The organism is Paenibacillus validus NBRC 15382, assembly GCF_004000985.1.
In the GTDB taxonomy this organism is placed as follows: Bacteria; Bacillota; Bacilli; order Paenibacillales; family NBRC-103111; genus Paenibacillus_G; species Paenibacillus_G validus.
The window spans coordinates 44,353-68,620 of sequence record NZ_BIMH01000026.1 but is presented as its reverse complement, the minus strand read 5'-3'; the positions used below and the strand labels follow the sequence as shown (position 1 = coordinate 68,620).

Annotated in this window: 24 protein-coding genes and 2 riboswitches; of the genes, 17 read left to right on the top strand and 7 right to left on the bottom strand. The window is 55.1% G+C overall.

Features of this window, described 5'->3' with window-relative positions; all coding sequences use genetic code 11:
- Positions 1-109: 109 nt before the first annotated feature.
- Complete coding sequence (locus PVA01S_RS16940) at positions 110-865, top strand: 3'-5' exonuclease (protein ID WP_164751865.1); 756 nt, start codon at positions 110-112, stop codon at positions 863-865.
- Between the two features lie 112 nt (positions 866-977).
- Entirely contained in the window at positions 978-1,175 is a 198-nt protein-coding gene (locus PVA01S_RS16935) for a hypothetical protein (protein WP_054798103.1), read from the top strand.
- A 41-nt stretch (positions 1,176-1,216) separates the two neighbouring features.
- On the opposite strand, the gene PVA01S_RS16930 is transcribed toward PVA01S_RS16935, so the two are convergent.
- The 3 genes from PVA01S_RS16930 to PVA01S_RS16920 all read right to left on the bottom strand — a co-directional run bounded on the left by PVA01S_RS16930 (position 1,217) and on the right by PVA01S_RS16920 (position 3,785).
- Complete coding sequence (locus PVA01S_RS16930; protein WP_127608592.1) at positions 1,217-1,981, bottom strand: AAA family ATPase; 765 nt, start codon at positions 1,979-1,981, stop codon at positions 1,217-1,219.
- Between the two features lie 142 nt (positions 1,982-2,123).
- Positions 2,124-2,819 carry a polysaccharide deacetylase family protein gene (locus PVA01S_RS16925; RefSeq protein ID WP_127608584.1) on the bottom strand — a complete coding sequence of 232 codons (696 nt, stop codon included), beginning with the start codon at positions 2,817-2,819 and terminating at the stop codon, positions 2,124-2,126.
- Positions 2,820-2,948: 129 nt separating this feature from the next.
- Positions 2,949-3,785, bottom strand: coding sequence for a stalk domain-containing protein (locus PVA01S_RS16920; protein WP_280531820.1), 837 nt, complete (start codon positions 3,783-3,785; stop codon positions 2,949-2,951).
- 1 nt (position 3,786) lies between these two features.
- A riboswitch (cyclic di-AMP (ydaO/yuaA leader) is annotated at positions 3,787-3,945 on the bottom strand.
- A gap of 190 nt (positions 3,946-4,135) precedes the next feature.
- Here PVA01S_RS16920 and PVA01S_RS16915 point away from each other — a divergent pair.
- The 13 genes from PVA01S_RS16915 to purD all read left to right on the top strand — a co-directional run bounded on the left by PVA01S_RS16915 (position 4,136) and on the right by purD (position 19,112).
- On the top strand, positions 4,136-4,843 hold the full coding sequence (locus PVA01S_RS16915; RefSeq protein ID WP_127608583.1) for a DUF6483 family protein: 708 nt from the start codon (positions 4,136-4,138) through the stop codon (positions 4,841-4,843).
- Positions 4,844-5,081: 238 nt separating this feature from the next.
- Positions 5,082-5,183, top strand: a riboswitch (purine riboswitch).
- Positions 5,184-5,324: 141 nt separating this feature from the next.
- Positions 5,325-5,810 (top strand): 5-(carboxyamino)imidazole ribonucleotide mutase, encoded by a 486-nt coding sequence (gene purE, locus PVA01S_RS16910; RefSeq protein WP_127608582.1) that lies wholly within the window; start codon positions 5,325-5,327, stop codon positions 5,808-5,810.
- Positions 5,807-7,006 carry a 5-(carboxyamino)imidazole ribonucleotide synthase gene (gene purK / locus PVA01S_RS16905; protein ID WP_127608581.1) on the top strand — a complete coding sequence of 400 codons (1,200 nt, stop codon included), beginning with the start codon at positions 5,807-5,809 and terminating at the stop codon, positions 7,004-7,006. Before purE ends, purK begins: the two co-directional genes overlap by 4 nt.
- Positions 7,007-7,024: 18 nt before the next feature.
- A complete protein-coding gene (gene purB / locus PVA01S_RS16900; RefSeq protein ID WP_054800265.1) occupies positions 7,025-8,320 on the top strand; it encodes an adenylosuccinate lyase in 1,296 nt (431 codons plus the stop codon).
- Between the two features lie 19 nt (positions 8,321-8,339).
- Positions 8,340-9,233, top strand: a complete 894-nt coding sequence (locus PVA01S_RS16895; protein WP_054798098.1) for a phosphoribosylaminoimidazolesuccinocarboxamide synthase — start codon at positions 8,340-8,342, stop codon at positions 9,231-9,233.
- Positions 9,234-9,285: 52 nt separating this feature from the next.
- Complete coding sequence (gene purS, locus PVA01S_RS16890; protein WP_054798097.1) at positions 9,286-9,534, top strand: phosphoribosylformylglycinamidine synthase subunit PurS; 249 nt, start codon at positions 9,286-9,288, stop codon at positions 9,532-9,534.
- A gap of 21 nt (positions 9,535-9,555) precedes the next feature.
- A complete protein-coding gene (gene purQ, locus PVA01S_RS16885; protein WP_127608580.1) occupies positions 9,556-10,251 on the top strand; it encodes a phosphoribosylformylglycinamidine synthase subunit PurQ in 696 nt (231 codons plus the stop codon).
- On the top strand, positions 10,229-12,472 hold the full coding sequence (gene purL, locus PVA01S_RS16880; RefSeq protein ID WP_127608579.1) for a phosphoribosylformylglycinamidine synthase subunit PurL: 2,244 nt from the start codon (positions 10,229-10,231) through the stop codon (positions 12,470-12,472). The genes purQ and purL overlap by 23 nt, the downstream gene beginning before the upstream one ends.
- A complete protein-coding gene (purF, locus tag PVA01S_RS16875) occupies positions 12,457-13,986 on the top strand; it encodes an amidophosphoribosyltransferase (RefSeq protein WP_127608578.1) in 1,530 nt (509 codons plus the stop codon). The genes purL and purF overlap by 16 nt, the downstream gene beginning before the upstream one ends.
- Before the next feature lie 496 nt (positions 13,987-14,482).
- On the top strand, positions 14,483-15,523 hold the full coding sequence (gene purM / locus PVA01S_RS16870; protein ID WP_127608577.1) for a phosphoribosylformylglycinamidine cyclo-ligase: 1,041 nt from the start codon (positions 14,483-14,485) through the stop codon (positions 15,521-15,523).
- Positions 15,520-16,143 carry a phosphoribosylglycinamide formyltransferase gene (gene purN / locus PVA01S_RS16865; protein WP_054798096.1) on the top strand — a complete coding sequence of 208 codons (624 nt, stop codon included), beginning with the start codon at positions 15,520-15,522 and terminating at the stop codon, positions 16,141-16,143. The genes purM and purN overlap by 4 nt, the downstream gene beginning before the upstream one ends.
- A 143-nt stretch (positions 16,144-16,286) precedes the next feature.
- On the top strand, positions 16,287-17,828 hold the full coding sequence (gene purH, locus PVA01S_RS16860; RefSeq protein WP_127608576.1) for a bifunctional phosphoribosylaminoimidazolecarboxamide formyltransferase/IMP cyclohydrolase: 1,542 nt from the start codon (positions 16,287-16,289) through the stop codon (positions 17,826-17,828).
- 15 nt (positions 17,829-17,843) lie between these two features.
- The gene (gene purD / locus PVA01S_RS16855; protein ID WP_127608575.1) at positions 17,844-19,112 is read left to right on the top strand and encodes a phosphoribosylamine--glycine ligase; all 1,269 of its coding nucleotides are present in this window, start codon (positions 17,844-17,846) and stop codon (positions 19,110-19,112) included.
- Between the two features lie 72 nt (positions 19,113-19,184).
- On the opposite strand, the gene PVA01S_RS27510 is transcribed toward purD, so the two are convergent.
- The 4 genes from PVA01S_RS27510 to PVA01S_RS16840 all read right to left on the bottom strand — a co-directional run bounded on the left by PVA01S_RS27510 (position 19,185) and on the right by PVA01S_RS16840 (position 22,370).
- Positions 19,185-19,313 (bottom strand): hypothetical protein, encoded by a 129-nt coding sequence (locus PVA01S_RS27510; RefSeq protein WP_258313533.1) that lies wholly within the window; start codon positions 19,311-19,313, stop codon positions 19,185-19,187.
- A gap of 76 nt (positions 19,314-19,389) precedes the next feature.
- Entirely contained in the window at positions 19,390-20,265 is an 876-nt protein-coding gene (locus PVA01S_RS16850) for an ABC transporter ATP-binding protein (protein WP_127608574.1), read from the bottom strand.
- A 42-nt stretch (positions 20,266-20,307) separates the two neighbouring features.
- Positions 20,308-21,363: a FecCD family ABC transporter permease gene (locus PVA01S_RS16845; protein ID WP_127608573.1), complete on the bottom strand. Its 1,056-nt coding sequence runs from the start codon at positions 21,361-21,363 to the stop codon at positions 20,308-20,310.
- Complete coding sequence (locus PVA01S_RS16840; protein ID WP_127608572.1) at positions 21,360-22,370, bottom strand: FecCD family ABC transporter permease; 1,011 nt, start codon at positions 22,368-22,370, stop codon at positions 21,360-21,362. The genes PVA01S_RS16845 and PVA01S_RS16840 overlap by 4 nt, the downstream gene beginning before the upstream one ends.
- A gap of 241 nt (positions 22,371-22,611) precedes the next feature.
- Between PVA01S_RS16840 and PVA01S_RS16835 the strand changes: the two genes are divergently transcribed.
- Entirely contained in the window at positions 22,612-23,607 is a 996-nt protein-coding gene (locus PVA01S_RS16835; RefSeq protein WP_127608571.1) for an ABC transporter substrate-binding protein, read from the top strand.
- A gap of 172 nt (positions 23,608-23,779) precedes the next feature.
- Positions 23,780-24,208, top strand: coding sequence for an RrF2 family transcriptional regulator (locus PVA01S_RS16830; RefSeq protein ID WP_054798618.1), 429 nt, complete (start codon positions 23,780-23,782; stop codon positions 24,206-24,208).
- Positions 24,209-24,268 lie beyond the last annotated feature (60 nt).

The window sequence follows — 24,268 nt, the reverse complement described above, 5'->3', positions numbered from 1 at the left end:
AACGTAAAAGACCAGGATTCGACATGTTGTCGATCTGGTCTTTTTTTCTTCAAAAAAACAAACAATAACCCACAGCACAACTAAATGGGGTGAAACCTTGCCGTACATTGTGATCGATCTTGAGTTTAACGGTAGAAAACATTATGCTATCCATCCGATGGAGATCTTGGAAATTGGCGCAGTTAAATTAAATGAACATTTACAGATCGTCGATACGTTTCAAAGTTATATCAATCCCAAGTACCCCATCAATCAATTCGCCTTGAATTTTTGCAAGATCGATAAGGACGTGTTGACCACCAGCCCGCCTTTTCCGGAAGTCATCGCCAAATTTATTGATTTCTGTGGAGTCGATTATAAAATCGTAGCGTGGGGAAGTACGGACTTTTTCAGTCTGTTTGTCGACTGTAAGATTCATGCGATCTCTTCGGATTGGTTAACACGCTTGATCGATATGTCCCGGTTTTTTGATGGCGGATTACAGCAAGTGCTGGCAGCTAAAGAGATTCCTTTCGTCGGGCAGCATCATTCGGCCCTCGACGATGCATTGAACGCCTGCGAGCTTCTAAAAATAAATCCGGACATTGTGAAGTCAGAACGGTATTATAAGCCCGACCATTTTAAGCTATGCACAGGCGGCATCAAAAAGAAAATCAGCTCGGCCTTAAATCAAGCCGTTCAAAATAATAGCTTCTTAACATGGCAAGAGTTTGCTTCCGATAAGGAAACTCAAGATTATTTTGACATCATGAATCTGTCTGAATCGGAAATTGAAATGGTCGAAACGTTGTTTTCAAAATTTTATAAACAAACCTATGGACGTAAAACAAGATCCAAGCTGCGGTCCTCCGCCCCCACTTTATGATGGGGGTTTTTTAATGATGCCGGACGGATGAAACCGTGCCGCTGTGCGGCATACTAAACCCAGATTACATTACATCTATGGCATAACACTCAACTAGAGGAGGTATTCAGCTATGAGTCCGATTCAAGGAAACAATTCGAATAATGAGCTGGCGGAACTAGGAACGCATGCCGCGGCGGCGACAAATTTGCATCGTACCCGGACGACGGAAGAACCGGTTCAAATCCAACCGCCGGTCGGCGGCAGCCCGGGACCCTTGGATAATCGCAGTCACCGCTACGATAATAAGAAGAACGGCAAACCGATCTAGCGCAGCAATAGCAAACAGGCGGAGTACGTGCGCCTGTTTTTTTACTCCTCGTCTTCAAATAAAGTACGGAGCATGCGTTCCCGATTCGTCATAAATTGCTTCGTGATCAAGTAGTGCTCGGTTTCTTCCAAAGTCGTCTTTTGTAAACCATCCGGGGTTAATTGATAATGAACGGCGTCCGGGTAACTCATCAGAATCGGCGAGTGCGTCGAGATGATGAACTGGGAGTTCTGCTCAACGAGGGTGTGGATACGTGCAAGCATCGACATTTGCTTCAACGGCGACAGTGCGGCTTCAGGCTCATCCAAGATGTAGAGACCGTTGCCTCCGAAACGATGGACGAATGCGGAGAAGAATGACTCTCCGTGCGACTGCTCATGAAGCGACTTGCCGCCATAGGAGTCGATGATGCGTCTTCCGTACGAAAATTCGCTATCCAATTGGTCGATATTCGTCGCCAAATTGTAATAAGTTTCAGCTCGAAAAAAGAATCCGTCTCTCGGTTTAGTCACGCCCCGAACCAAGCGGATGTAACGATAAAGCTCCGAATGGGAATCACGCGTCGAAAACGCAAAATTTAATGTGCCGCCTTCGGGATTAAAACCCCAGGCAATAGCGATCGCCTCCAGCAGCGTCGATTTGCCGGTTCCGTTCTCTCCGATGATATAAGTAACTTTGGGGTGAAGCTTTAACCCGGAGAAATCACGCAGAGCGGAAAGGTGGAACGGATAACGGGTGAAGGAAGGCACTTTATCCCGAAGCAGTTCGATGCTGCGGATATACGGGTCCTTGGTGGCGGTCGCCATCATGTATCAACTCCAGACAGGAACGTATGTACGCTTTTCTTCATTTATAATATCATAAATTATGTAATAATGGAAAACTAAAAATAAGTACATGCCAATGCTATTGCAAAGCCGGCCTCACGCACCAGTGGGCCGGCTTTGTTTATTTCCGCGTCTTCGCGATAAGATCGGACACGGTTACGAATTGATAGCCTCGTGATTTAAGCTCCGGCAGAATCCGCTTCAAGGCTTCAACCGTTTGCGTGCAATCCCCCTCCAAATCGTGAAACAACACGATGTCGCCGTTGTGCACGTTCCCGAGCACTTGCTGAACGATTTTGTCGACGCCGGGCTTGCGCCAATCCTTCGTATCCATATACCAGGACCACATCACGACGGTCAGCTTATCTTCTTTCATCGAATGGAGCAGCGTGTCGTTATAAAAACCTCCGGGAGGACGAAACACGTTCGGCATCTGTTCCGTAATATCAAAGATGACCTCCTGCGTTTGGCGAATTTCCTGAATCAACCGGTCGGGAGGATAATTTTTCAAATAATGATGGTCGAACGTATGATTGGCAATTTCATGTCCTTCGTTAACTTCGCGAATGGCGATGGCGGGAAACAACTGCACCCGTTTGCCGAGTACGAAGAACGTACCTTTGGCCTGATAGTCTCGAAGAATATCGAGAATCTGCGGCGTATAAACCGGATTGGGGCCGTCATCGAACGTTAATGCGATCAGCTTCTGATCGGTTTGCACGTTCCAGACGACTTCATCGCTGCCAGGCGCCGCGGCGCTTGCCGTCGTGCAGCAGAGCAGCAAGCAGAACATCAGCAGCATAACCTTCCTGAACATGTCACACCACCTCCGCCGGGATATTTACTTGTAGTTTCGGGCTAAACGCAGTGTGCTATCCACGAACAAAGGCAGGCAAATAAAAACAGCAGCCTCGAAAGGCTGCTGTTGTGGGGGGCTTACGGTTGCTTAAGAACCGAGAACGTACACTTTCACTTGTTGAATGCCGAACCGCGATGCTTGACTCGGGCTTTCAGGAACGAAGATGTCGATTTTGTTCCCTTTAATCGCACCGCCGACATCGGTGGCCGTTGCGTACATTCCGCCGGTTGGGAGCCCTGCATAGTTATATCCTTCGATATACACTTTGGAACCGAGGGGAATGATGTTCGGATCGACAGCGATGGTACCGAGCTTCAGCGTGTTACCCATATAATCCAGCGAGCCATACCCACCGTTCTCGCTTGGAGCAGCGGTATAGGCAGTAGCCTTCGCTTCAATGACTTTCACATAATTTTTGGCGATCGTCTTGGGACGATACCATGCCGGAGCGTGGTATTTGCCGTCCGTACCGAGAATGGCGATCCGGTTGTTCGCATCCCATTGGGTGGTCTTGCCGAACGTTTCGGCAAGCAGACGGAACGGGACGTAGACGCGGCCGTTCACCATTTTCACCGGATGTTCGATTGAAGCGGTTTGGTTATTAACGCTGATGACTTGTTCCCCGGTTGTGACCGATAAGGTCGTATCGCCGCTGCTGATCGCAACGTGAATTTGCGAGCCTTCCTGCTGCCAAGTCAGTTTATAGCCGAGTTTTTCGGCGATTGTCCGCGCAGGAACATGAAGCTTCGAGTTGCCGTCCAGAAGCGGCTGGGCATCCGGGAAGTGCACCAGCGAGTCGTTGATCTGCACCTTGATATCAGTGGGCAGATTTAACGGAGCGGCGTGTGCCGGCAGCGCTGCGGACAAAAACGCAGGCAACATCAAGCTGCATGCAAGAAGCATGCTTTTGAATTTCTTATTCAATTGTATCCCTCCTGTCAGCCTCCGAGGTTAGTTGTCGGGTTCGGGAAGAGGATTTTCCCTAAGCTGGCCCGCGGCAATCGCGGAACTCAATTATTCACCCCATGTGATGCGTCCCCCGTACGTTCAGAAAATGAACTGTTCGATTCGGCTTTTAAAAACTTACCATAGGTTGCCGTAATGGTTCAATGCATAAATTCATCCAGTCACTTCCTGTAATTGTAAATCGCGATGAATTTCGGCCTGAATCGATGTCCGGAAACAGGATCGGTGGTACAATAAAAACCTGTTCCTGCAATCTGCGCTCTAGACTTGGGGGCAGGACGATCTGTACAGAAACGGAGGCACCAGACATGTATCAGCGCGATTATATAATGAAGCTCATCGAGCAGACGGCTCGGGTAGTCATGAAAGTTTTACATAAACAGGCGTTATCGTTCCACGAGCGTATGGAATTGTTGAACCATGCGTTAAGGCAGCTCGTCGGTTTGGATTCCAAGCTGCTGCAGGCGTTGTCGGTGAAAGATTTGCTGGTGCTCCTCTCGCCTGGCGGACATCCGGATATCGGGAAGGCGCTCGCAGCCTCAGACCTGCTGTTGGCCCGTGTCAAGGTACTGCAGCAGGAAGGGCAGATACAGGCCGGGAAGGCCGAGGCGCTAAAATGGCTTGAGCTGCTGCTGACGATTCGTAAGATGGAGGAAAGTGCGGACTTGCGCGAGGAAACGGAGCGAAGGATCGAGACTGCGTTGGAATTGATCGGTCGATCGGGCATGGAGGCCTCCCAGCTCGAACTGCTTGTTCCTTATTATGATGAGACAGGACGGCTTGCTAAGGCGGAAGATGCGCTTTTTCACTGGATCGATGAAGTGAAGGGGGATGCATGGAACGAGCGGCTTTCACGCGTACTGGACATCGGCATGGAGATGTACGAGCGCTGGCTGACGGATTCGACATTGCAGCTGGAAGACGGAGGGTTATCGCGGGAAGAAGTACGGCAGGGCATGGCGGAGCTTGCGAAATTCAAATCAGGAGCCCGCAGGGAGGAGGCCGATGATGGATGAATGGATGTTCATGACTGGAGCCGGACTTCATGAATATGCCTTTTGCATACACTTACGTGGGAAATAGTGGGAATGACGGTGCCGGGATTCAACTGGCGCCGTTGTTTTTTAATGAGGAACATGGCATGAACATTGCGTGAAAAGCGAACTATTTTTCATTAATATAATGGAATGTTCGTGTTTTCTAGTTGACACGGTGTGTTAAAGCCTGCTAAACTAAGGAAGTGAAAGAGCTTGAGGAAAGTTAGTTAAATAGTCTCGTATATCGTCGGGAATATGGCCCGAAAGTATCTACCCGAAAACCTTAAATTTTTGGACTACGAGTAAGTGTTCATGAAGAGGTCGGCATGTTCTGTGCCAGGCCTTAACTTGCGCTTAGGGGTATTTCTTGTCGTCCTGCCGATAGACTGCACTATAAGTTCAGTATCTATCCGAAGGGCGTTTTTTATTTGTTAGCGATAAATCGACAACGGAGGTTACCATGTCTGTGCTTGTGGGTGTCATTATGGGCAGTCAATCCGATTGGGAAACGATGAAGCATGCTTGCAGCGTGCTTGACGAGCTCGGAGTCCCTTACGAGAAAAAAGTCGTCTCCGCGCACCGAACGCCCGATTTGATGTTCGAGTACGCCGAGACGGCGGTGGAACGAGGGCTGAAGATCATTATTGCGGGCGCGGGCGGCGCCGCGCATTTGCCGGGAATGGTGGCGGCAAAGACGGTGGTGCCGGTGATCGGCGTTCCGGTGAAGTCGTCCACGCTGAGCGGGCTCGATTCGCTGTACTCCATCGTGCAGATGCCTGGCGGCGTGCCGGTCGGCACGATGTCGATCGGACAAGCGGGCGCAACGAATGCGGGGCTGTATGCTGCACAGGTGCTTGGCGCTTTCGATCCGGAGCTGCAGCGGCGGATTGTGGAACGACGGGAGCGCGTTGCGCAAACGGTGATAGAAAAGAGCGTGCTGGAATGACGGAAAGAACAGTGCGGGAGAAGCCGTACGATCCGGACAAGGTGCTGACGCCGGGCGCGACGATCGGCGTGCTCGGGGGCGGGCAGCTCGGACGGATGCTGGCGCTTGCCGGGCGGGCGATGGGCTATCGCTTCGCTACGCTTGATCCAACGCCGGACGCGCCGTGCGGACAAGTGGCGGACAAGCAGATCGTAGCAGGGTACGATGACATAGAGGCGGCACGGAAGCTTGCGGAGCTGTCGGACGTCATTACCTATGAGTTCGAGAACGTGGATGCGAGCGTGACGGAGCTGCTGATGAACGAATCATACGTTCCGCAGGGCAGCAGGCTGCTTTATACGACGCAGCACCGGCTGCGGGAGAAGCGGGCGATCGAAGCGGCTGGCGTGAAAGTGGCGCCGTATGCGGAGATCGGCAGCGTGGAACAGCTGCGGGAGGCGGTCGGCCGGTTCGGCACGCCGTGCGTGCTGAAGACGGCGACAGGCGGCTACGATGGGAAGGGCCAGTGGGTCATCCGCTCGGCGGAGGAGATCGAGGAAGCCTACGCAACGTTAAGCCGGGCCAAGACCGAGCTTGTGCTGGAACAGTTTATTCGTTTCGCGAAGGAAATATCCGTCATTGCCGCACGCAGCCCGCGCGGCGAGGTGCGGGCGTTCCCTGCGGCGGAGAACGAGCATGTGAACAACATCCTGCACGTATCCATCGTACCGGCACGAGTGCCGGCGGACGTACTGGAGCGGGCGGAACGGATGGCGGTGCAAATCGCGGAAGGGCTCGACGTCATCGGCCTGATCGCGGTCGAGATGTTCCTCACGGAAGACGGCGAGCTGTTCGTCAACGAGCTGGCGCCGCGGCCGCACAACTCCGGCCACTATACGATGGAGGCGTGCCGGACGTCGCAGTTCGAGCAGCATGTGCGCGCGATCTGCAATTTGCCGCTCGGCGATCCGGCGCTCATGCAGCCGGTCGTGATGGCGAATGTGCTTGGCGAGCACGTGGAGCCGCTGCTCGCGTGGATCGCAAAGCCCGAGTCGGAGCGGGAAGTGGCTGGCGTGACGGCGAAGCTGCACTTATACGGCAAGCAGGAAGCGAAGCAAGGACGCAAGATGGGGCATGTGAATTTGCTGACGGCGTCGCCGGAAGCGGCATTTCGCTGGATAGAGGCTTCAAATATATGGGAGTCTAATAAAAAATAGAGGGATGGAGAAACAAACATGATCGATCGTTATACCCGGCCTGAAATGGGCGCGATTTGGACGGAAGAGAATAAATTCAAGGCTTGGCTGGAAGTGGAAATCTTATCCTGTGAGGCGTGGGCGGAACTCGGCGTCATTCCGAAGGAAGACGTTGCTGAGCTGCGCAAGAACGCCAGCTTCGACATCGACCGCATTTACGAAATCGAGCAGGAGACGCGTCACGACGTGATCGCCTTCACCCGCGCGGTATCCGAGAAGGTTGGCCCGGAGCGCAAATGGGTGCATTACGGCTTGACGTCGACGGACGTCGTTGACACGGCGCTCGGCTACCTGCTGAAGCAAGCGAACGACATTTTGGAAAAAGACATCGTGAACTTCATCGAAATCGTGAAGGAAAAAGCGATTGCCTATAAAGACACGCCGATGATGGGACGCACGCACGGGGTGCATGCGGAGCCGACGACGTTCGGTTTGAAAATGGCACTTTGGTATGAAGAAATGAAGCGTAACCTGGAGCGTTTCCGCTTTGCGGCGGACGGCGTGCAGTTCGGCAAAATTTCCGGCGCGGTCGGTACATACGCCAACATCGATCCGTTCGTCGAAGAATACGTCTGCGGCAAGCTCGGCACGAAGCCTGCTCCGATCTCGACGCAGACGCTGCAGCGCGACCGCCACGCGGAATACATGGCGACGCTGGCACTGATCGCTACGTCGCTGGACAAGTTCGCGACGGAAATCCGCGCTTTGCAGAAGAGCGAATTCCGCGAAGTCGAAGAACCGTTCGCGAAAGGCCAGAAGGGCTCGTCGGCCATGCCGCACAAGCGCAACCCGATCGGCTGCGAGAGCATCTCGGGTCTGGCTCGCGTCATCCGCGGCCACATGATCTCCGCTTACGAGAATGTGACGCTGTGGCATGAGCGCGATATTTCGCATTCCTCGGTGGAGCGAGTTATTTTGCCGGATGCGACGATTCTTCTGAACTACATGCTGAACCGTCTGGGCAACATCGTGAAGAACTTGACCGTGTTCCCTGAGAACATGAAACGGAATATGCAAAGCACGTACGGCGTGCCGTTCTCCGGCCGCGTCATGACGAAGCTGATCGACAAGGGCTTCAGCCGCGAGCAAGCGTACGACACCGTGCAGCCGCGCGCCATGCAGGCGTGGGAAGAGCAGCGTTCGTTCCGCGAGATCGTGCTGAGCACGCCGGCGATTACGGAGGCGCTGAGCGTGGAAGAGATTGAGGATGCGTTTAATCCGAGCTGGCATTTGAAGCATGTCGATACGATTTTCCGCCGTCTCGGCTTAAGCTAAAAGGGAGGCCATTCACGTCATGGGAGAGAAGGCAACAACGGCGATTTCGAGCGCGCAAGAGTATGTCAAGGCGCCGCTTTTATATAAGGGCAAAGTGCGGGAGCTGTACGATCTCGGCGAGCACTTCCTGATTGCGGTCACCGACCGGATTTCCGCGTTCGACTGGGTGTTAAGCCCGGCCGTGCCGGATAAGGGAAACGTGCTGAACTCGCTCAGCAAGTTCTGGTTCGAGCAGACGGCGGCCATTCAGCCGAACCATGTCGTGCATGCGGATGTGGAGCGTTTGGGCGATATCATCACGGATGCGGATATGATGAAGGACCGCTTCATGGTTACGAAGAAAGCGGAGCGGATCGACATCGAGTGCGTCGTGCGCGGGTATATTACCGGCGGCGGCTGGCGTCAGTACCAGAAGTCGGGCGAAGTGAACGGCCACAAGCTGCCGGAAGGGATGCGCAAGAACGAGCGGTTCCCGCAGCCGCTCTTCACCCCCGCGGCGAAGAACGACGTCGGCCACGACGAGGACATTTCGATCGAGCGGATGAAAGAGCTCGTGGGTGCGGAATTGACCGAGCAGCTGCAGGAGAAGAGCATCCGGCTGTACGAATTCGCGCATGCGTTTTGCGCGGAGCGGGGCATCATTTTGGCGGATACGAAGTTTGAATTCGGTCTAATTGACGGCGAAATTATTCTTATCGATGAAATTTTCACTCCGGATTCTTCGAGATTCTGGGACAAGACGAAGTACGAGCTCGATATCGAGATCGACGGGATGGATAAAGAACCGGTTCGGACGTATTTGTCCGGAACGGATTGGGATAAGAACAGCGAGCCGGACCCGCTGCCGCCGCACGTGGTGGAAGAGACGAGCCGGCGTTACCGTGATATTTACAACCGTTTGGTGCAGGGCTAAAGAATAGACGCGCAAGCGACATTAAACCATTTTGCGGGAGGTACTTTTTTCGATGTTTAAAGCGACCGTGTATGTAACAATTAAGCAAAGCGTACTGGATGTGCAGGGAACCGCCGTGCAAGGCGCACTGCACACGATGGGCTTCGACGAGGTAAGCAGAGTGCGGATCGGCAAGTATTTGGAAGTGGAACTGAACACGAACGACCGCGCGGCGGCCGAGGAGCGCTTGAAAGCGATGTGCGAGAAGCTGCTTGCGAACACGGTCATCGAAGATTACCGTTTCGAGCTGGTTCAGGCTTAACCAAAAGGAGGAGCGAAGGCGATGAATTTCGCGGTACTGGTATTTCCCGGCTCCAACTGTGACATCGACTGCTACAAAGCGGTAGAGGACACTATCGGACAGCCTGTTGATTATGTGTGGCATACGGAAACGGATTTGTCGAAATACGATTGCATTCTCGTACCCGGAGGGTTTTCTTACGGCGACTACCTGCGCTGCGGAGCGATCGCCCGTTTTGCGCCGGTTATGAATGCGCTGGTGGAAGCGGCGGCTCAAGGCAAATACGTGCTGGGCATCTGCAACGGTTTTCAAATTTTGACGGAAGCCGGACTTCTCCCGGGAGCGCTGCTGCGCAACAACTCGATGAAGTTCCGCTGTCATTCGGCTTTGCTGCAAGTGGAGAACGCGGATACGCCGTTCACGAAAGAATATGCGCAGGGAGAGCTCATCGACATCCCGATCGCGCACGGCGAAGGCAACTACTACTGTGACGACGCCACGCTGGCAGAGCTGAAAGCGAACAACCAAATTGTGTTCCGTTACGAAGCGGGCAACAACCCGAACGGTTCCGTTGAAGATATCGCGGGCATCTGCAACAAAGAAGGCAACGTGCTCGGCATGATGCCGCATCCGGAGCGGGCGATCAGCGAGATTCTGGGTTCGGCGGACGGCCGCCGCATGTTTACATCGATTTTGAGCACTTGGAGGGAAAAGCATGGCGCAGCAGCTATCGGCTAAGGAGCCAACGGCTCAGCAAATCGAAGAGCAGAAGGTGTACAAGCAGTTCGGCGTATCGGATGCGGAGTATGAGAAAATCTGCGGATTCCTCGGCCGTAAACCGAATTATGTAGAAATCGGCGTGTTCAGCGTCATGTGGTCTGAACACTGTTCCTATAAAAATTCCAAGGTTGTGCTGAAAAAGTTTCCGACCACCGGCCCGCGCGTTCTGATGGGGCCCGGCGAAGGCGCCGGGATCGTCGATATCGGCGACAATCAGGCGGTTGTATTCAAGATTGAAAGTCATAACCATCCTTCCGCGGTAGAGCCTTACCAAGGCGCAGCGACGGGTGTGGGCGGGATTATCCGCGATATTTTCTCCATGGGCGCGCGTCCGGTTGCGGTTCTGAATAGCTTGCGGTTCGGACGGTTGACGAACGACCGCGTGAAATATTTGTTCGAGCATGTCGTGTCGGGGATTGCCGGTTACGGCAACTGTATCGGCATTCCGACGGTCGGCGGCGAGATCATGTTCGACGAGAGCTACGAAGGCAACCCGCTCGTTAACGCGATGTGCGTGGGCCTCATCGACCATGACAAAATCCAGAAGGGTGTGGCCAAAGGCGTCGGCAACCCGGTGTTCTATGTCGGACCGGCAACGGGCCGCGACGGCATTCACGGCGCGACGTTCGCATCCGAGGACTTGACGGCGGAATCCGAATCCAAGCGTTCGGCCGTGCAGGTGGGCGATCCTTTCATGGAGAAGCTCGTGCTTGAAGCTTGTCTGGATTTGATCAATTCCGGTATCGTCGTCGGGATTCAAGATATGGGCGCCGCGGGCTTGACCTGCTCGAGCGCGGAGATGGCAAGTAAAGCCGGCAACGGCATGGAATTATATTTGGATGAGGTGCCGCAGCGCGAGGAAGGCATGACGCCTTACGAGATGATGCTGTCCGAATCGCAGGAGCGCATGCTGTTCGTTGTTAAGCCGGAGCATGAAGCTCAGGCAAAAGCGATCTTCGAGCGTTGGGGCCTGCACTGCGCGAAGGTCGGTAAAGTAACGGACGACGGCAACCTGAAGCTGTACCATAAGGGCGAGCTGGTCGGCAACATGCCGGTTACGGCGCTGGTCGACGAGTGCCCGATGTACCATAAGCCTTCGGCGGTGCCTGCTTACTACGAGGCGAATGCTTCCGTCGATACGACGCGTTATGCCGAAGTGACGGACTTGAACGGCGCTTTGCTGAAGGTGCTGGCGTCTCCTACGGTAGCGAGCAAAGAATGGGTTTATAACCAATACGATTATATGGTGCGCACGAGCACGGCGGTTCAGCCGGGTTCCGATGCGGCGGTCGTTACGATTCGCGGCTCCCGCAAGGCGTTGTCGATGTCGACCGATTGCAACGGCCGTTACGTGTATTTGGATCCGGAAGTAGGCGGACGCATCGCCGTCGCGGAAGCGGCGCGCAACAATGTGTGCTCCGGCGCCGAGCCGCTCGCGATTACGGACAACCTGAACTTCGGCAGTCCGGAGAAGCCGGAAATTTTCTGGCAGCTGGAGAAAGCGGTCGACGGGATGGCGGAAGCTTGCCGCAAGCTGAATGCGCCGGTGATCGGCGGTAACGTCAGCTTGTACAACGAGAACGCCAAAGGCGCGATTTACCCGACGCCGGTCGTCGGCATGGTCGGCTTGGTGCACGACGTCGATCATATTACGACACAAGGCTTTAAGCGCGAGGGCGACGTCGTCCTGCTGCTGGGCAACACGAAAGCGGAGCTGGGCGGCAGCGAGTTCCAATACGTCATACACGGCGTGACGGAAGGACGTCCTCCCGCGATCGATTTGGACGAAGAGAAAGTTTTGCTGGATGCGGTGCTCAGCGCGATCCAAAGCGGACTTGTCGCTTCGGCGCATGACTTGTCCGACGGCGGCCTGGCTGTCGCATTGGCGGAAAGCTGCATGAGCGGCCGTATCGGGGCGAAGGTTAACTTCGCGAGCGAACTGCGTGCGGATATCGCGCTGTTCAGCGAAAGCCAATCGCGGATTCTGCTCAGCGCTTCGGCGGATAAAGCCGGCGAGCTTGAGAAGCTGTTGGTATCGCGGGGCGTGCCGGTACAAGTATTAGGTACGGTCGGCGGCGAGAAGCTGGAAGTTTCGGTGAATGGCGTTTCGGCCATCGATGCATCTGTAACACAACTAGAAAAGGTTTGGAAGGATGCGATTCCATGTCTGATGAACTGATCGTCGGCGGACAAGGAGCAGGAGTTAAAGTGAACGGGACCGGAGCTGTGCGGCAGCTCTGGACCGGGAACTTTTATAACGAAGGCATCAACAGCCATGACGGCTTGTTCGACAAATTGCGCGAGGAGTGCGGCGTGTTCGGGGTGTTCGGACATGTGGAGGCCGCTTCCTTGTCCTATTACGGCCTTCATGCGCTTCAGCATCGGGGGCAGGAGAGCGCGGGCATCAGCGTAACCGGCGGGGAGTCGTTCAACTACCACCGGGGCATGGGACTTGTGAAGGAAGTATTCAACAACGAAAACCTCGCGACGTTGAGCGGTACCTGTGCGATCGGGCACGTGCGCTACTCGACGTCGGGGGAGAGCAAGCTCGCGAACGCGCAGCCGCTCGTCTTCAAATACCGCGAGGGCGATCTGGCGATTGCGACGAACGGTAATTTGACGAATGCGCCGGACATCAAGAAGCGTCTGGAGCGCGAGGGCTCGATCTTCCAGACGACGAGCGATACCGAGGTTGTGGCGCACTTGATCGCCCGCTCGAAGCATGACGACATCGTGCTGGCCGTGAAGGATGCGCTGCTGCAGGTGGAAGGCGCGTTCGCGTTCCTGTTTCAGACGCGGGATAAGCTCATCGTGGCTCGTGATTCGCACGGCTTGCGTCCGTTCGTGATGGGGCGGCTGGGGACGGCGCGATTGTTCGCCTCCGAGTCCTGTGCGTTCGACGCTGTCGGCGGCAAGTTCGAACGGGATATCGAGCCGGGCGAGCTGCTGATTCTGGATTTGAAGACGGGCGCGGTGACGTATGACCGGTTCTCGCCGGTTAAGCAGCGCGCGATCTGCGCGATGGAATACATCTACTTCGCGCGTCCGGACAGCGACATTGACGAGACGAACATCCACTCCGCCCGTAAGCGGATGGGCCGTCAGCTTGCGATGGAAGCGTTCGTGGACGCGGATGTAGTAACGGGCGTGCCGGATTCTTCGATTTCGGCAGCCATCGGGTATGCGGAGCAGACGGGCATTCCGTACGAGCTCGGCTTGATCAAAAACCGCTATACCGGCCGGACCTTTATCCAGCCTAGCCAAGAGCTGCGCGAGCAGGGCGTGAAGATGAAGTTGTCTGCGGTGCGCAGCATCGTGGAAGGCAAACGCGTCGTCATGATCGACGATTCGATCGTGCGCGGCACGACTTCGCTTCGCATCGTGAACCTGCTTCGCGAAGCGGGCGCGTCCGAAGTGCACGTGCGCATCAGCTCGCCGCCGTTCGCCAACCCGTGCTTCTACGGGATTGATACGCCGAGCCGCCAAGAGCTGATCGCGGCGGTGAAATCGGTGGAAGAGATTCGCCAGGCGATCAACGCCGACTCGCTGCATTTCTTGACGAAGGACGGGCTGCTGGCCGCGATCGGACGTCCGAACGGCGAGTATAACCGCGGTCACTGTACCGCCTGTTTCGACAATCACTACCCGACGCCGGTGCCGGATGAGGCCGCTCTCGGCTGCGGCTGCGACTAGGGAGAAGGTTCCGGAAGTTCGTTCCTTGCTGAAGAATCCTTGTCAGTCTTCTTCCCCGAAGCAGTCGGCGGAAATTATGAAAATAAGGCATCCGGAAGCCTGTACTGTAGGGCTAAAGAGCACGGAAAAAAAGGCTGAAGGCCGTATGGCCCCATTAACGGCTTAACAATAAGGAGCTTAGAGCGGTCGCCGCCGCATGGCCGGCCGCCGCTCCCTTTATCCCCGCGCAGGTTCCTGCGCAAATCTTTTGACTTTGGCTGTTCGAGCTTGGGGTAGGCGGAGGCGAAGGTTGATGCACGTTACCGGATATAAGCTTCCGAAGCCGTTTTCCCGCAGGAAAACGCGGAGCTGCCTTTGAAAATGAGTTCTTGCCGCAAGGTAAGCCTGAGGAACTCATTTTCAAGAGCGGCCGGAGGGAAACAGCGTGTACATGCAAGCCAAAGCCATACGTTCTCCAGGAGCGAAGGTCATTCCCATTCTGAGGAGGAAAAACGAAGTGTCCGATGCATATAAACAAGCCGGGGTCGACATCGCTGCCGGCAATGAAGCGGTTGAACGCATGAAAAAGCACGTGAAGACGACATTCCGTCCCGAGGTGCTGACGGATCTCGGCGGCTTCGGCGCGCTGTTCGGCCTGAATAAGGAGAAATACGAGGAGCCGGTGCTCGTATCCGGAACGGACGGCGTCGGCACGAAGCTGAAGATCGCGTTCGCGATGGACAAGCACGACACGATTGGCGTCGACGCGGTAGCCATGTGCGTGAACGATATTATCGTGCAGGGCGCGGAGCCGCTCTTCTTCCTCGATTATCTGGCTTGCGATAAAGTCATTCCCGAAAAAATCGAGGCTATCGTCAAAGGCATCAGCGACGGCTGCGTACAAGCAGGCGCGGCGCTAATCGGCGGCGAAACGGCAGAGATGCCGGGTATGTACAGCGAAGGCGAGTATGACATTGCCGGCTTTACGGTTGGAATCGTCGACAAGAAGAAGATCATTGATGGAAGCACGATCAAGCCGGGCGACGTCGTGCTGGGTCTTGCTTCAAGCGGCGTGCATTCGAACGGGTTCTCACTGGTGCGTAAGCTGCTGCTTGAACAGAAAGGCTACAGCCTGCACGACACGATCGACGCGCTCGGGGAACCCCTCGGCGATACGCTGCTTGCGCCGACGAAAATTTATGTCAAACCGGTGCTCAACGTCCTGAACGAAGTGCCGATCAAAGGAATGGCGCATATTACAGGCGGCGGTTTCCTGGAAAACATTCCGCGCGTGCTGCCGGAAGGCGTGAACGTGGAAATCGACTACGGCTCCTGGCCGATTCTGCCGATCTTCGAATTGATGCAGCGCGAGGGCGGCATCAGCCATAACGACATGTTCCGTACCTTTAACATGGGGATCGGGATGGTGGTCATCGTGTCGGAGGAGGATGCGGCGAAGGCGGCGTCTCTGTTTGAACAGCACGGCGAGAAGGCCTACACGCTCGGACGCGTGACGGCGGGTACGCGAGTGGTGACGTTTAACGGGGCGGACGTATGAGTTCGTCACCATTTCGAATCGCCGTATTTGCATCAGGCAGCGGGAGCAACTTCCAAGCGATCGCAGATGCGGTGAAAGCAGGGCAGCTCGATGTTCGCATCGAGCTTTTGGTTTGCGACCGGCCGAAGGCGAAGGTCGTGGAACGGGCGCAGGCGGCCGGCGTGCCGGTGCATGCGTTCCGGCCGAAGGATTACGAGTCGCGCGAGCACTACGAGCAAGAAATATTGGCGCAGCTGCAGGAGAAGCAAGTCGATTTAATCGTGATGGCCGGTTATATGCGGTTGATCACAAGCGTGTTGGTCAAGCCGTTCTACGGGCGGTTGATTAATGTGCATCCGTCGCTGCTGCCTGCTTTTCCAGGGGTGAATGCAATCGGTCAGGCGCTTGACTATGGGGTGAAGGTGACGGGGGTAACCGTTCACTTTGTAGACGGCGGCATGGATACGGGACCGATCATCGCTCAGGCGGCGCTGGAGATTCAGCCGGGAGATACGGAAGAAACGGTCGCGGAGCGGGTACACCGCATCGAGCACAAGTTGTATCCGCAGGTGATCGGCTGGATTCGCGATGGCAAGGTGCGATTGAACGGACGGCATGTCGAGCGCGTCTTGGAAGCGTAGATCGCCCGGGCAGCCAGGTGCGGTCAAAGAGAAATCAAGAGCGGAAAAGAGCAGTAGACAAAGAACGGGAAAAAGGGCACTTGGGCGTTCGCACGCGTGCCATTTATGGAAGAACTTATACGATGAGGGAGGCACCAACCAACGTGGCTATTAGAAGAGCATTAATCAGCGTCTCGGACAAAACCGGCATTGTGGAGTTTGCTGGCGAACTCGCCAAACTGGGCGTGCAAATCATTTCGACAGGCGGCACGCAATCGCTGCTCAAAGAGAAGGGCGTGCCGGTTATCGGCATCTCCGAAGTAACGGGGTTCCCTGAAATTCTGGATGGACGCGTCAAAACGCTGCACCCCGCCGTACATAGCGGACTGCTGGCGATTCGCGACAGCGAAGAGCATCAAGCGGCGATGAAAGAGCTTGGTCTCGACTACATCGACCTTGTGGTCGTCAACCTGTATCCGTTCGCCGAAACGATCGCGAAACCGGATGTTACCTATGAGGATGCGATCGAGAACATCGATATCGGCGGACCGACGATGCTGCGTTCGGCGGCGAAAAACCATGCGTTCGTGACCGTTGTCGTCGATGCTGGCGATTATTCGGCCGTCCTGGAAGAAGTCAAAGCCGCAGGCGATACGACACTGGATACGCGCAAGCGCCTCGCAGGCAAAGTATTCCGCCACACGGCGGCTTACGACGCGCTCATCTCCGATTACTTGGCGAAGCAAACAGGCGAACCGCTGCCGGAGAAGCTCACCGTCACTTACGAGAAAGTACAAGACCTTCGCTATGGCGAGAACCCGCATCAGAAAGCGGCGTTCTACCGTAAGCCGCTCGCTCCGTCCGGTAACATTACGACGGCCGAACAGCTGCATGGCAAGGAGCTGTCTTATAACAACATCAACGATGCAAACACGGCGCTGCAAATCGTTAAAGAATTCAGCGAACCGGCCGTTGTTGCGGTTAAACATATGAACCCTTGCGGCGTCGGTATCGGCACCGACATTCACGAAGCCTACCAAAAAGCTTATGCAGCCGACCCGGTCTCGATCTTCGGCGGCATCGTTGCGGCGAACCGGACCATCGGCAAGGAAACGGCGCTCTTGCTTCATGAAATTTTCCTTGAAATCGTCATCGCGCCGGATTTCAGCCAAGAAGCGCTCGACATCCTGAAGCAAAAGAAAAATATTCGACTGCTGCAAGTCGGCGACATCAGCGGGGCGAAAAAAGCGGAAGCCATCATCACGACCGTCGAAGGCGGCATGCTGGTGCAGGACAGCGACGCTTACCAGCTCACTGAAGCGGATCTGCGAATCGTGACGGAACGTCAACCGACCGAGGCCGAGCTGAAGCAGCTGTTGTTCGCTTGGAAGGTTGTGAAGCATGTGAAGTCCAATGCGATCGTGCTCGCGGCGGACGACATGACGATCGGTGTAGGCGCCGGTCAAATGAACCGTGTCGGCGCAGCCAAAATCGCCATCGAGCAAGCCGGGGACAAAGCGCAAGGGTCCGTGCTCGCCTCCGATGCGTTCTTCCCGATGGGCGATACGCTGGAGCTTGCGGCTAAAGCAGGCATCACCGCGGTGATTCAGCCGGGCGGCTCGATCAAGGACGAAGAATCGATCCGCGTCGCGAATGAGCACGGCATCGCTATGGTGATGACGGGCGTGCGCCATTTTAAACACTAAGGGGAGCGTAGCCAGATGCGGATATTGGTAGTGGGCGGCGGCGGCCGCGAGCATGCAATTTGTTGGGCGCTGAAAAAAAGCCCGAAGGTGAAGGAGCTGTACTGTGCGCCGGGTAACGGCGGTATCGCCCAAGTGGCGGAGTGCGTGCCGATTCCGGTTAACAAGTTTGAAGAGATCGCGCAATTCGCGATCGATCATACGATTGACTTAGTCGTCATCGGACCGGATGATCCTTTGGCCGAAGGCATCGTCGATCATTTGGAAGCGAAAGGGTTGACGGTTTACGGACCGCGCCAGAACGCCGCTATTATTGAGGGCAGTAAAGTGTTCACCAAGCAGCTGCTCAAAAAGTACGACATCCCGACCGCAGCGTACGAATCGTTCGATTCGTACGAGCCGGCACGGGCTTATTTAAACCAATTGCGTGCGCCTTATGTCATCAAGGCCGACGGCCTCGCGGCAGGTAAAGGCGTCATTATCGCGCAATCGATCGAAGAAGCGGATCAAGCGCTTCAAGACATTATGGTCGCGAAAGTGTTCGGCGAGTCAGGCAACCAGGTCGTCATCGAAGAGTTCCTGACGGGCCAGGAGATGTCCATTCTTTCCTTCGTCGATGGCGAGGTGGTGCGTCCGATGGCGGCTGCTCAGGATCATAAGGCCGTTTATGACAACGACCAGGGTCCAAATACAGGCGGGATGGGTACGTATTCTCCTCTGCCGCATATCCCGCAATCGATCATCGACGAGGCGATCGAAACGATCATTAAACCGACGGCGAAAGCGATGGTGGCCGAAGGACGCCCATTCCGCGGCGTGCTGTTCGCGGGATTGATGCTTACGCCGGAAGGTCCGAAAACTATCGAATTCAACGCGCGCTTCGGAGATCCTGAAACGCAGGTCGTGCTGCCGCGGTTGAAAACCGATTTGCTGGATATTTTCCTCGCCACGGTCAACGGCTGTCTGGATCAAATGGATATCCAATGGAGCGACGAGGCCGCCGTATGCGTCATCCTCGCTTCGCCGGGATATCCGGCGGCGTATCCGAAAGGACTTCCGATCGAAGGGCTCGAGGACGCGGAGAACGAACCGGATGCGCTCGTGTTTCACGCCGGCACAGCGGTTCAAGGCGGACAGCTCGTCACGAACGGCGGCCGCGTCATCGGCGTGACGGCGCTCGGATCGAACATTGCGGAGGCCCGTGCCAAAGCGTATGCCGCAGCCGACCGGATTCGTTTCGAAGGCAAGCACTACCGTACGGACATTGCGAAGAAAGCGCTCGTGTAACTCAAATAGAAGTCAAAAGCCGGAGCAGAAGGACAATTCCTTCCGACTCCGGCTTTTTGTATAGGCGGGCGGCTACTTTCTTCCGCTGCCTTTGATCACGATTTTATCCCAATACTTATAGACGCAAATACCGGCGATGACGGTTCCTGTAATGAGCAGCGCAGAAAGCCAATATTGATTCGCGTAATCGGCCAACGTCATGACGCAGCCCTCCTTCCACGATTACCCTTAGCTTGCCCAACAAGCGATGCAGATTATGTGGCGGAGGAAATGCTGTTTAAACCGGTTGTTCTTCCCGCACGGCCGCTGTCGCGGCGGCTGAAGCTGCGGTCACGGCAGCATCGGGGACGAAGTCTTGGAAAACGGGCTGCTTGCCCCGGCCGAAAGGTACGACCATCGGCGTACCGAACAACGGGTCTTGGATCACCCGGCAATCGAGATCGAACACGGTCGCGATCAACGATTCGTCGACAATATCTTGAGGCCGTCCTTCGGCGCACACCTTGCCGTTCTTAATGGCGACGATGTTGTGAGCGTACCGGCACGCGAGGTTGATGTCGTGCAGCACCATCACAATCGTCCGCTGCTCCTGTTCGTTCAATTGATGCAGCAGATCGAGCACTTCGATTTGGTGTGCCAAATCGAGATAAGTCGTCGGCTCGTCGAGCAGGATGGTGGGCGTTCCCTGTGCCAATGTCATGGCAATCCAAGCGCGCTGGCGCTGTCCGCCCGATAACGAGTCAACCGTACGGTCGGCAAGCGGCGTCATGTGGGTGAGCTCCAGGGCACGCTGCACCATCGTTTCGTCTTCCTTCGACCACTGCTGCAGCCAGTTCTGGTAAGGGTAACGGCCTTGCTTTACGAGCTGAAGCACCGTTAGTCCATCCGGAGCGGCGGGGCCTTGCGGAAGAATCGCCATGCGGCGCGCAATCTCTTTGGTAGCTAAGGAAGCGATGTCGCTGCCGTCCAATACGACCTGACCCTTTTGCGGCTTCAGCAGCCGGGCGAGGGAACGCAGCAGGGTCGACTTGCCGCAGCCATTGCTGCCGATGAAGACGGTGATTTTTCCTTTTGGCAAACTCAGGTTGAGGCTCTCGAAGATGCGGGTATCCCCGTAGCTTAGGCAGAGTTCGTTGGATTGAATGGCGGTCATCGGGATCGCTCCTTTGGTTAATGGGATTGCCGTTTATAGGCTTTATCGGTTACTGTTACGGTTACGGTACAATAAGAAAATGAATAAAGGCGCGCCGACGCTGGCGGTGAACACGCCGGCAGGAATATCGAGCGGCGGGGCGATCGTACGTCCGGCCAAGTCGGCAAGCAGCAGCAGAATCGCGCCAATCAGCGCCGAGACGGGCAGCAGGGCGCCGAAGCTCGGACCGACGAGGCGTCGCGCCATATGCGGAGCCATCAGGCCGATGAAGGTAATCGCGCCACCAAAGGCGATTGCTGTGCCGCCGAGCGCTACGCTCAGCAAGATCAGCAACAACCGTTGGCGCTGCACGCTGCTGCCGACGCTGCGGGCGACGTCTTCGCCAAGCTCCTGGACGTTAACGTGTCGCGCAAGAAAGAACAGAATCGGCATCAGTACGAGCACCCATGGGAAGAGGGGCGTTACAGCCTTTTCCCAGGAGACGCCGTAGATGCTGCCGGTCATAAACGTCAGTGATTGGTTGGCGAGAACGACGGGACCCATAATCATCATCATATAAGAGATCGAGTTCATGGCTGCAGTCATCGTAATGCCGATTAAGACGAGTCTCAGCGGCGAGACGCCCTTCTTCCAAGAGAGCGTGTAGATGAGCAGGGTTGCGGCCAACGCGCCGATAATGGCGAACAGCGGAAGCCAATGAATGCTTAAGCGTTCGGCGAAAAAGAAGAAGAACGAAACAGCGCCAAGCACGGCGCCGCCGGTGATGCCGATATTGTCCGGCGACGTCAACGGATTGCGTACGACCCCTTGCAGAATCGCACCGGAGACGGCCAGCGACGCTCCGATCAGAACGGCTGTGATGATTCGAGGCAGACGAAGCGATCGGATAATGAGTTCATTCGAGTCCGTCCCGTAACCGAATACCGAGCGAATGACTTCGCCGGGGGCAATGTACAGGCTTCCGATTCCTGTGCATAAAATCATCACAGCAACGGTTGCCACGAGGAGCAGCAGGCCGGCGACAAGCGCTTTCCGGTGAATCAGGAACGAGTAAAAGCTGCTGCGTAAGGTAATGTAGCGGCTGCGCGAGCTGTTCATCGAAGTAGTCCTCCCTTGCGCGCGATGTAAACGACAAAAGGCACGCCCATTAAAGCGGTGGTGACGCCAACGTGCACCTCGGTCGGCATGGCGATATATCTCGCTCCCAAGTCTGCGGTAACGAGAAGCAAGGCGCCAAGTACGGCGCAATACGGGATGACCCAGCGATGATCGATGCCAATCAGGAAACGCACAATATGCGGAATGATAACGCCGATAAACAGAATCGGGCCGGCAACGGCGACGGAGCCGCCGGCCAGCAGCACGATGACGACGGCCGCAGCCGCTTTGATCAAGACGGTGCGTTGGCCCAAGCCTTTGGCCACGTCGTCGCCCATCGACAGCACGTTCATATGGGGCGCCAGCACAAGCGCTCCGATCATAGCGACGGCGATGTACGGGAGAACGGCCGTCAACATGTCCATCGTACGACCCGACACCGAACCGACAAGCCAGAACAACACCTGGTCGAAAGCTTTGCCGTTGGCGAGCAGGATCCCTTGCGTCAGGGAGAAAAAGAATGCGGATATAGCCGAGCCGGCGAGCGTGATCTTAATTGGAGTCATCCCGTCGCGGCCGATGGAACCGAGCAGATACACGAGCACCGAGCTGACCGCTGCACCAAGAAACGCAATCCACGTGAAGGCTACTAAACCGGATACATTGAAGAAAGCGACGCATAGTACGATGGCGAACGAAGCTCCGGCATTCACGCCGAACAGGCTGGGTGAGGCGAGCGGGTTGCGGGTGATGGCCTGCATCAGCGCACCGGCTACCGCCAGGCTGCCGCCGACGATCGCGGCAATAAGCGATCGTGGGATACGGGATGAGCGAATAATCAGATTATCGTTGGTTTCCGTGTAGGCGGTGAACGAGGAGACGATGCGTTCCCATGAATAAGTGGTGACGCCGTATTTCACGCTGGCCAGCATGGCCAGGGCGAGCAGCGCAATAGCTGCGAGTAGTCCGATAATGCGAAATGTTGTCGTATGTAAGTAGGTTTGCATGAATGTCTGGCCCGCTTCCTTTAATGCATATAATGAATAATTAATAAAATCGATAATGGAGGCTATGTCTCATTTTATGAGAATGGTTCTCGTAAGTCAATGATTTTGAGAATCATTATCAAAATTTTTATTGACAACGAATGAAGGAACGATTACGATAAACGAGGCAAAGATGATAATGATTATCATTCTTTTCCGCTAAAACCATCATTGATCATCAAACGGGGGGTTTACACGTAACATGAAGACATTTATTCAAGCCAAATCGATGACGCTGCTTGCCGTCATTCTAATGGTAGGACTCGTTCTGTCCGCCTGCGGCACGAAACCGGCTGCTCCTGCGGAAACGAACAATACTGCAGGAGGGAAGACGGAAACGGCAACGCCTGCTGCTGCTCCTCATAAAGTGAAACACGCGATGGGCGAAACGGAAGTGCCGGCTAACCCTAAACGCGTCGTCATCCTGACAAACGAAGGAACAGAAGCGCTGTTGTCGCTTGGCATTAAGCCGGTCGGCGCGGTTAAGTCGTTTACCGGCAACCCGTGGTACGACCACATTAAGGCCGACATGGAAGGCGTTACGGTGCTGGGTGAAGAGGGACAGCCGAACATCGAGCTGATCGCTTCACTGAAGCCGGACCTGATCATCGGGAACAAGATGCGTCAAGAAAAAATTTACGAGCAGCTTAAAGCGATCGCTCCGACCGTGTTCTCCGAAACGCTGCGCGGCGAGTGGAAGAGCAATTACCGTTTGTATGCCGAAACGGTAGGCAAGAAGGAAGAAGGCGAGAAAGTGATCGCCGCTTTCGACAAACGTACTGAGGAATTCAAGGCGAAAGCCGGCGACAAGCTGCAGCAGAAAGTGTCCGTTGTGCGCTTTATGGCGGGCAAAACGAGAATTTATTTGTCCGATACGTTTACGGGCATCATCTTCAATCAAATGGGCATTGCCCGTACGACGGTAAAAGCGAAAGATACGTTCGTCGAAGAAATTACAAAAGAGCGTCTTCCTGAAGCTGACGGCGATATCATCTTCTACTTTACTTATGAAACCGGCGATGACAAAGGAAATCAGCAAGAGAAGGATTGGACTAACGATCCGCTCTGGAAAAACTTGAACGCCGTAAAGAACGGCAAAGCATATAAAGTGAACGACGCGATCTGGAATACGGCGGGCGGCGTTAAAGCGGCCAACCTGATGCTGGACGAATTGTTCAAAATTTACGAAATTAAATAATGACTCATGAGAACCGTCACCTTTCTTTTTAGAAACGTGACGGTTCTTTGCTTGCAAAGGGGTGTATAACATCGGAAGCGACCATGCAAAATAGGAGGGACAGGCAAAGGGTTGACAATAGTATCTGTTATAAATATAATTACAGTATACGAAGCAGGAGGGGGACGGCGGCATGAACAGCGAATTCACGATTGCAGTGCATAGCTTGGTACTGCTCGCCTATCGCTCCGACCGCTCCGCAACCAGCGAGTATATCGCGGATAATGTAGGTACCCATCCGGCTCGGGTTCGCAAAGTATTGAGCTTTCTGAGGAAAGCCGGTTATGTGGTGACCAAAGAGGGCAGCGGCGGCGGTTACACGCTGGCGTGCGACCCGGATGAAGTGTCGCTGGCGGAAATTTATTGCATCACCTCTATAGGTTCGATCAAGCCTTCCTGGTGTTCGGGCGATGAGGAAGAGGACTGCATGATCGCCTGCAACATGGCCGATGTGATGGATGGGATTTTTTCCGAGGCGGAAGAGCGCATGATGACATACTTGGAGCAGCTCAAAATTAGCGATGTGCTCGAGCGTGTGCGTGTTCAAGCCAGCAAAAAGTAACTTTTTTGCGATCTAACTGTTATTATTTTATAAACAGTTTGATATAGAGAACTTCATTTA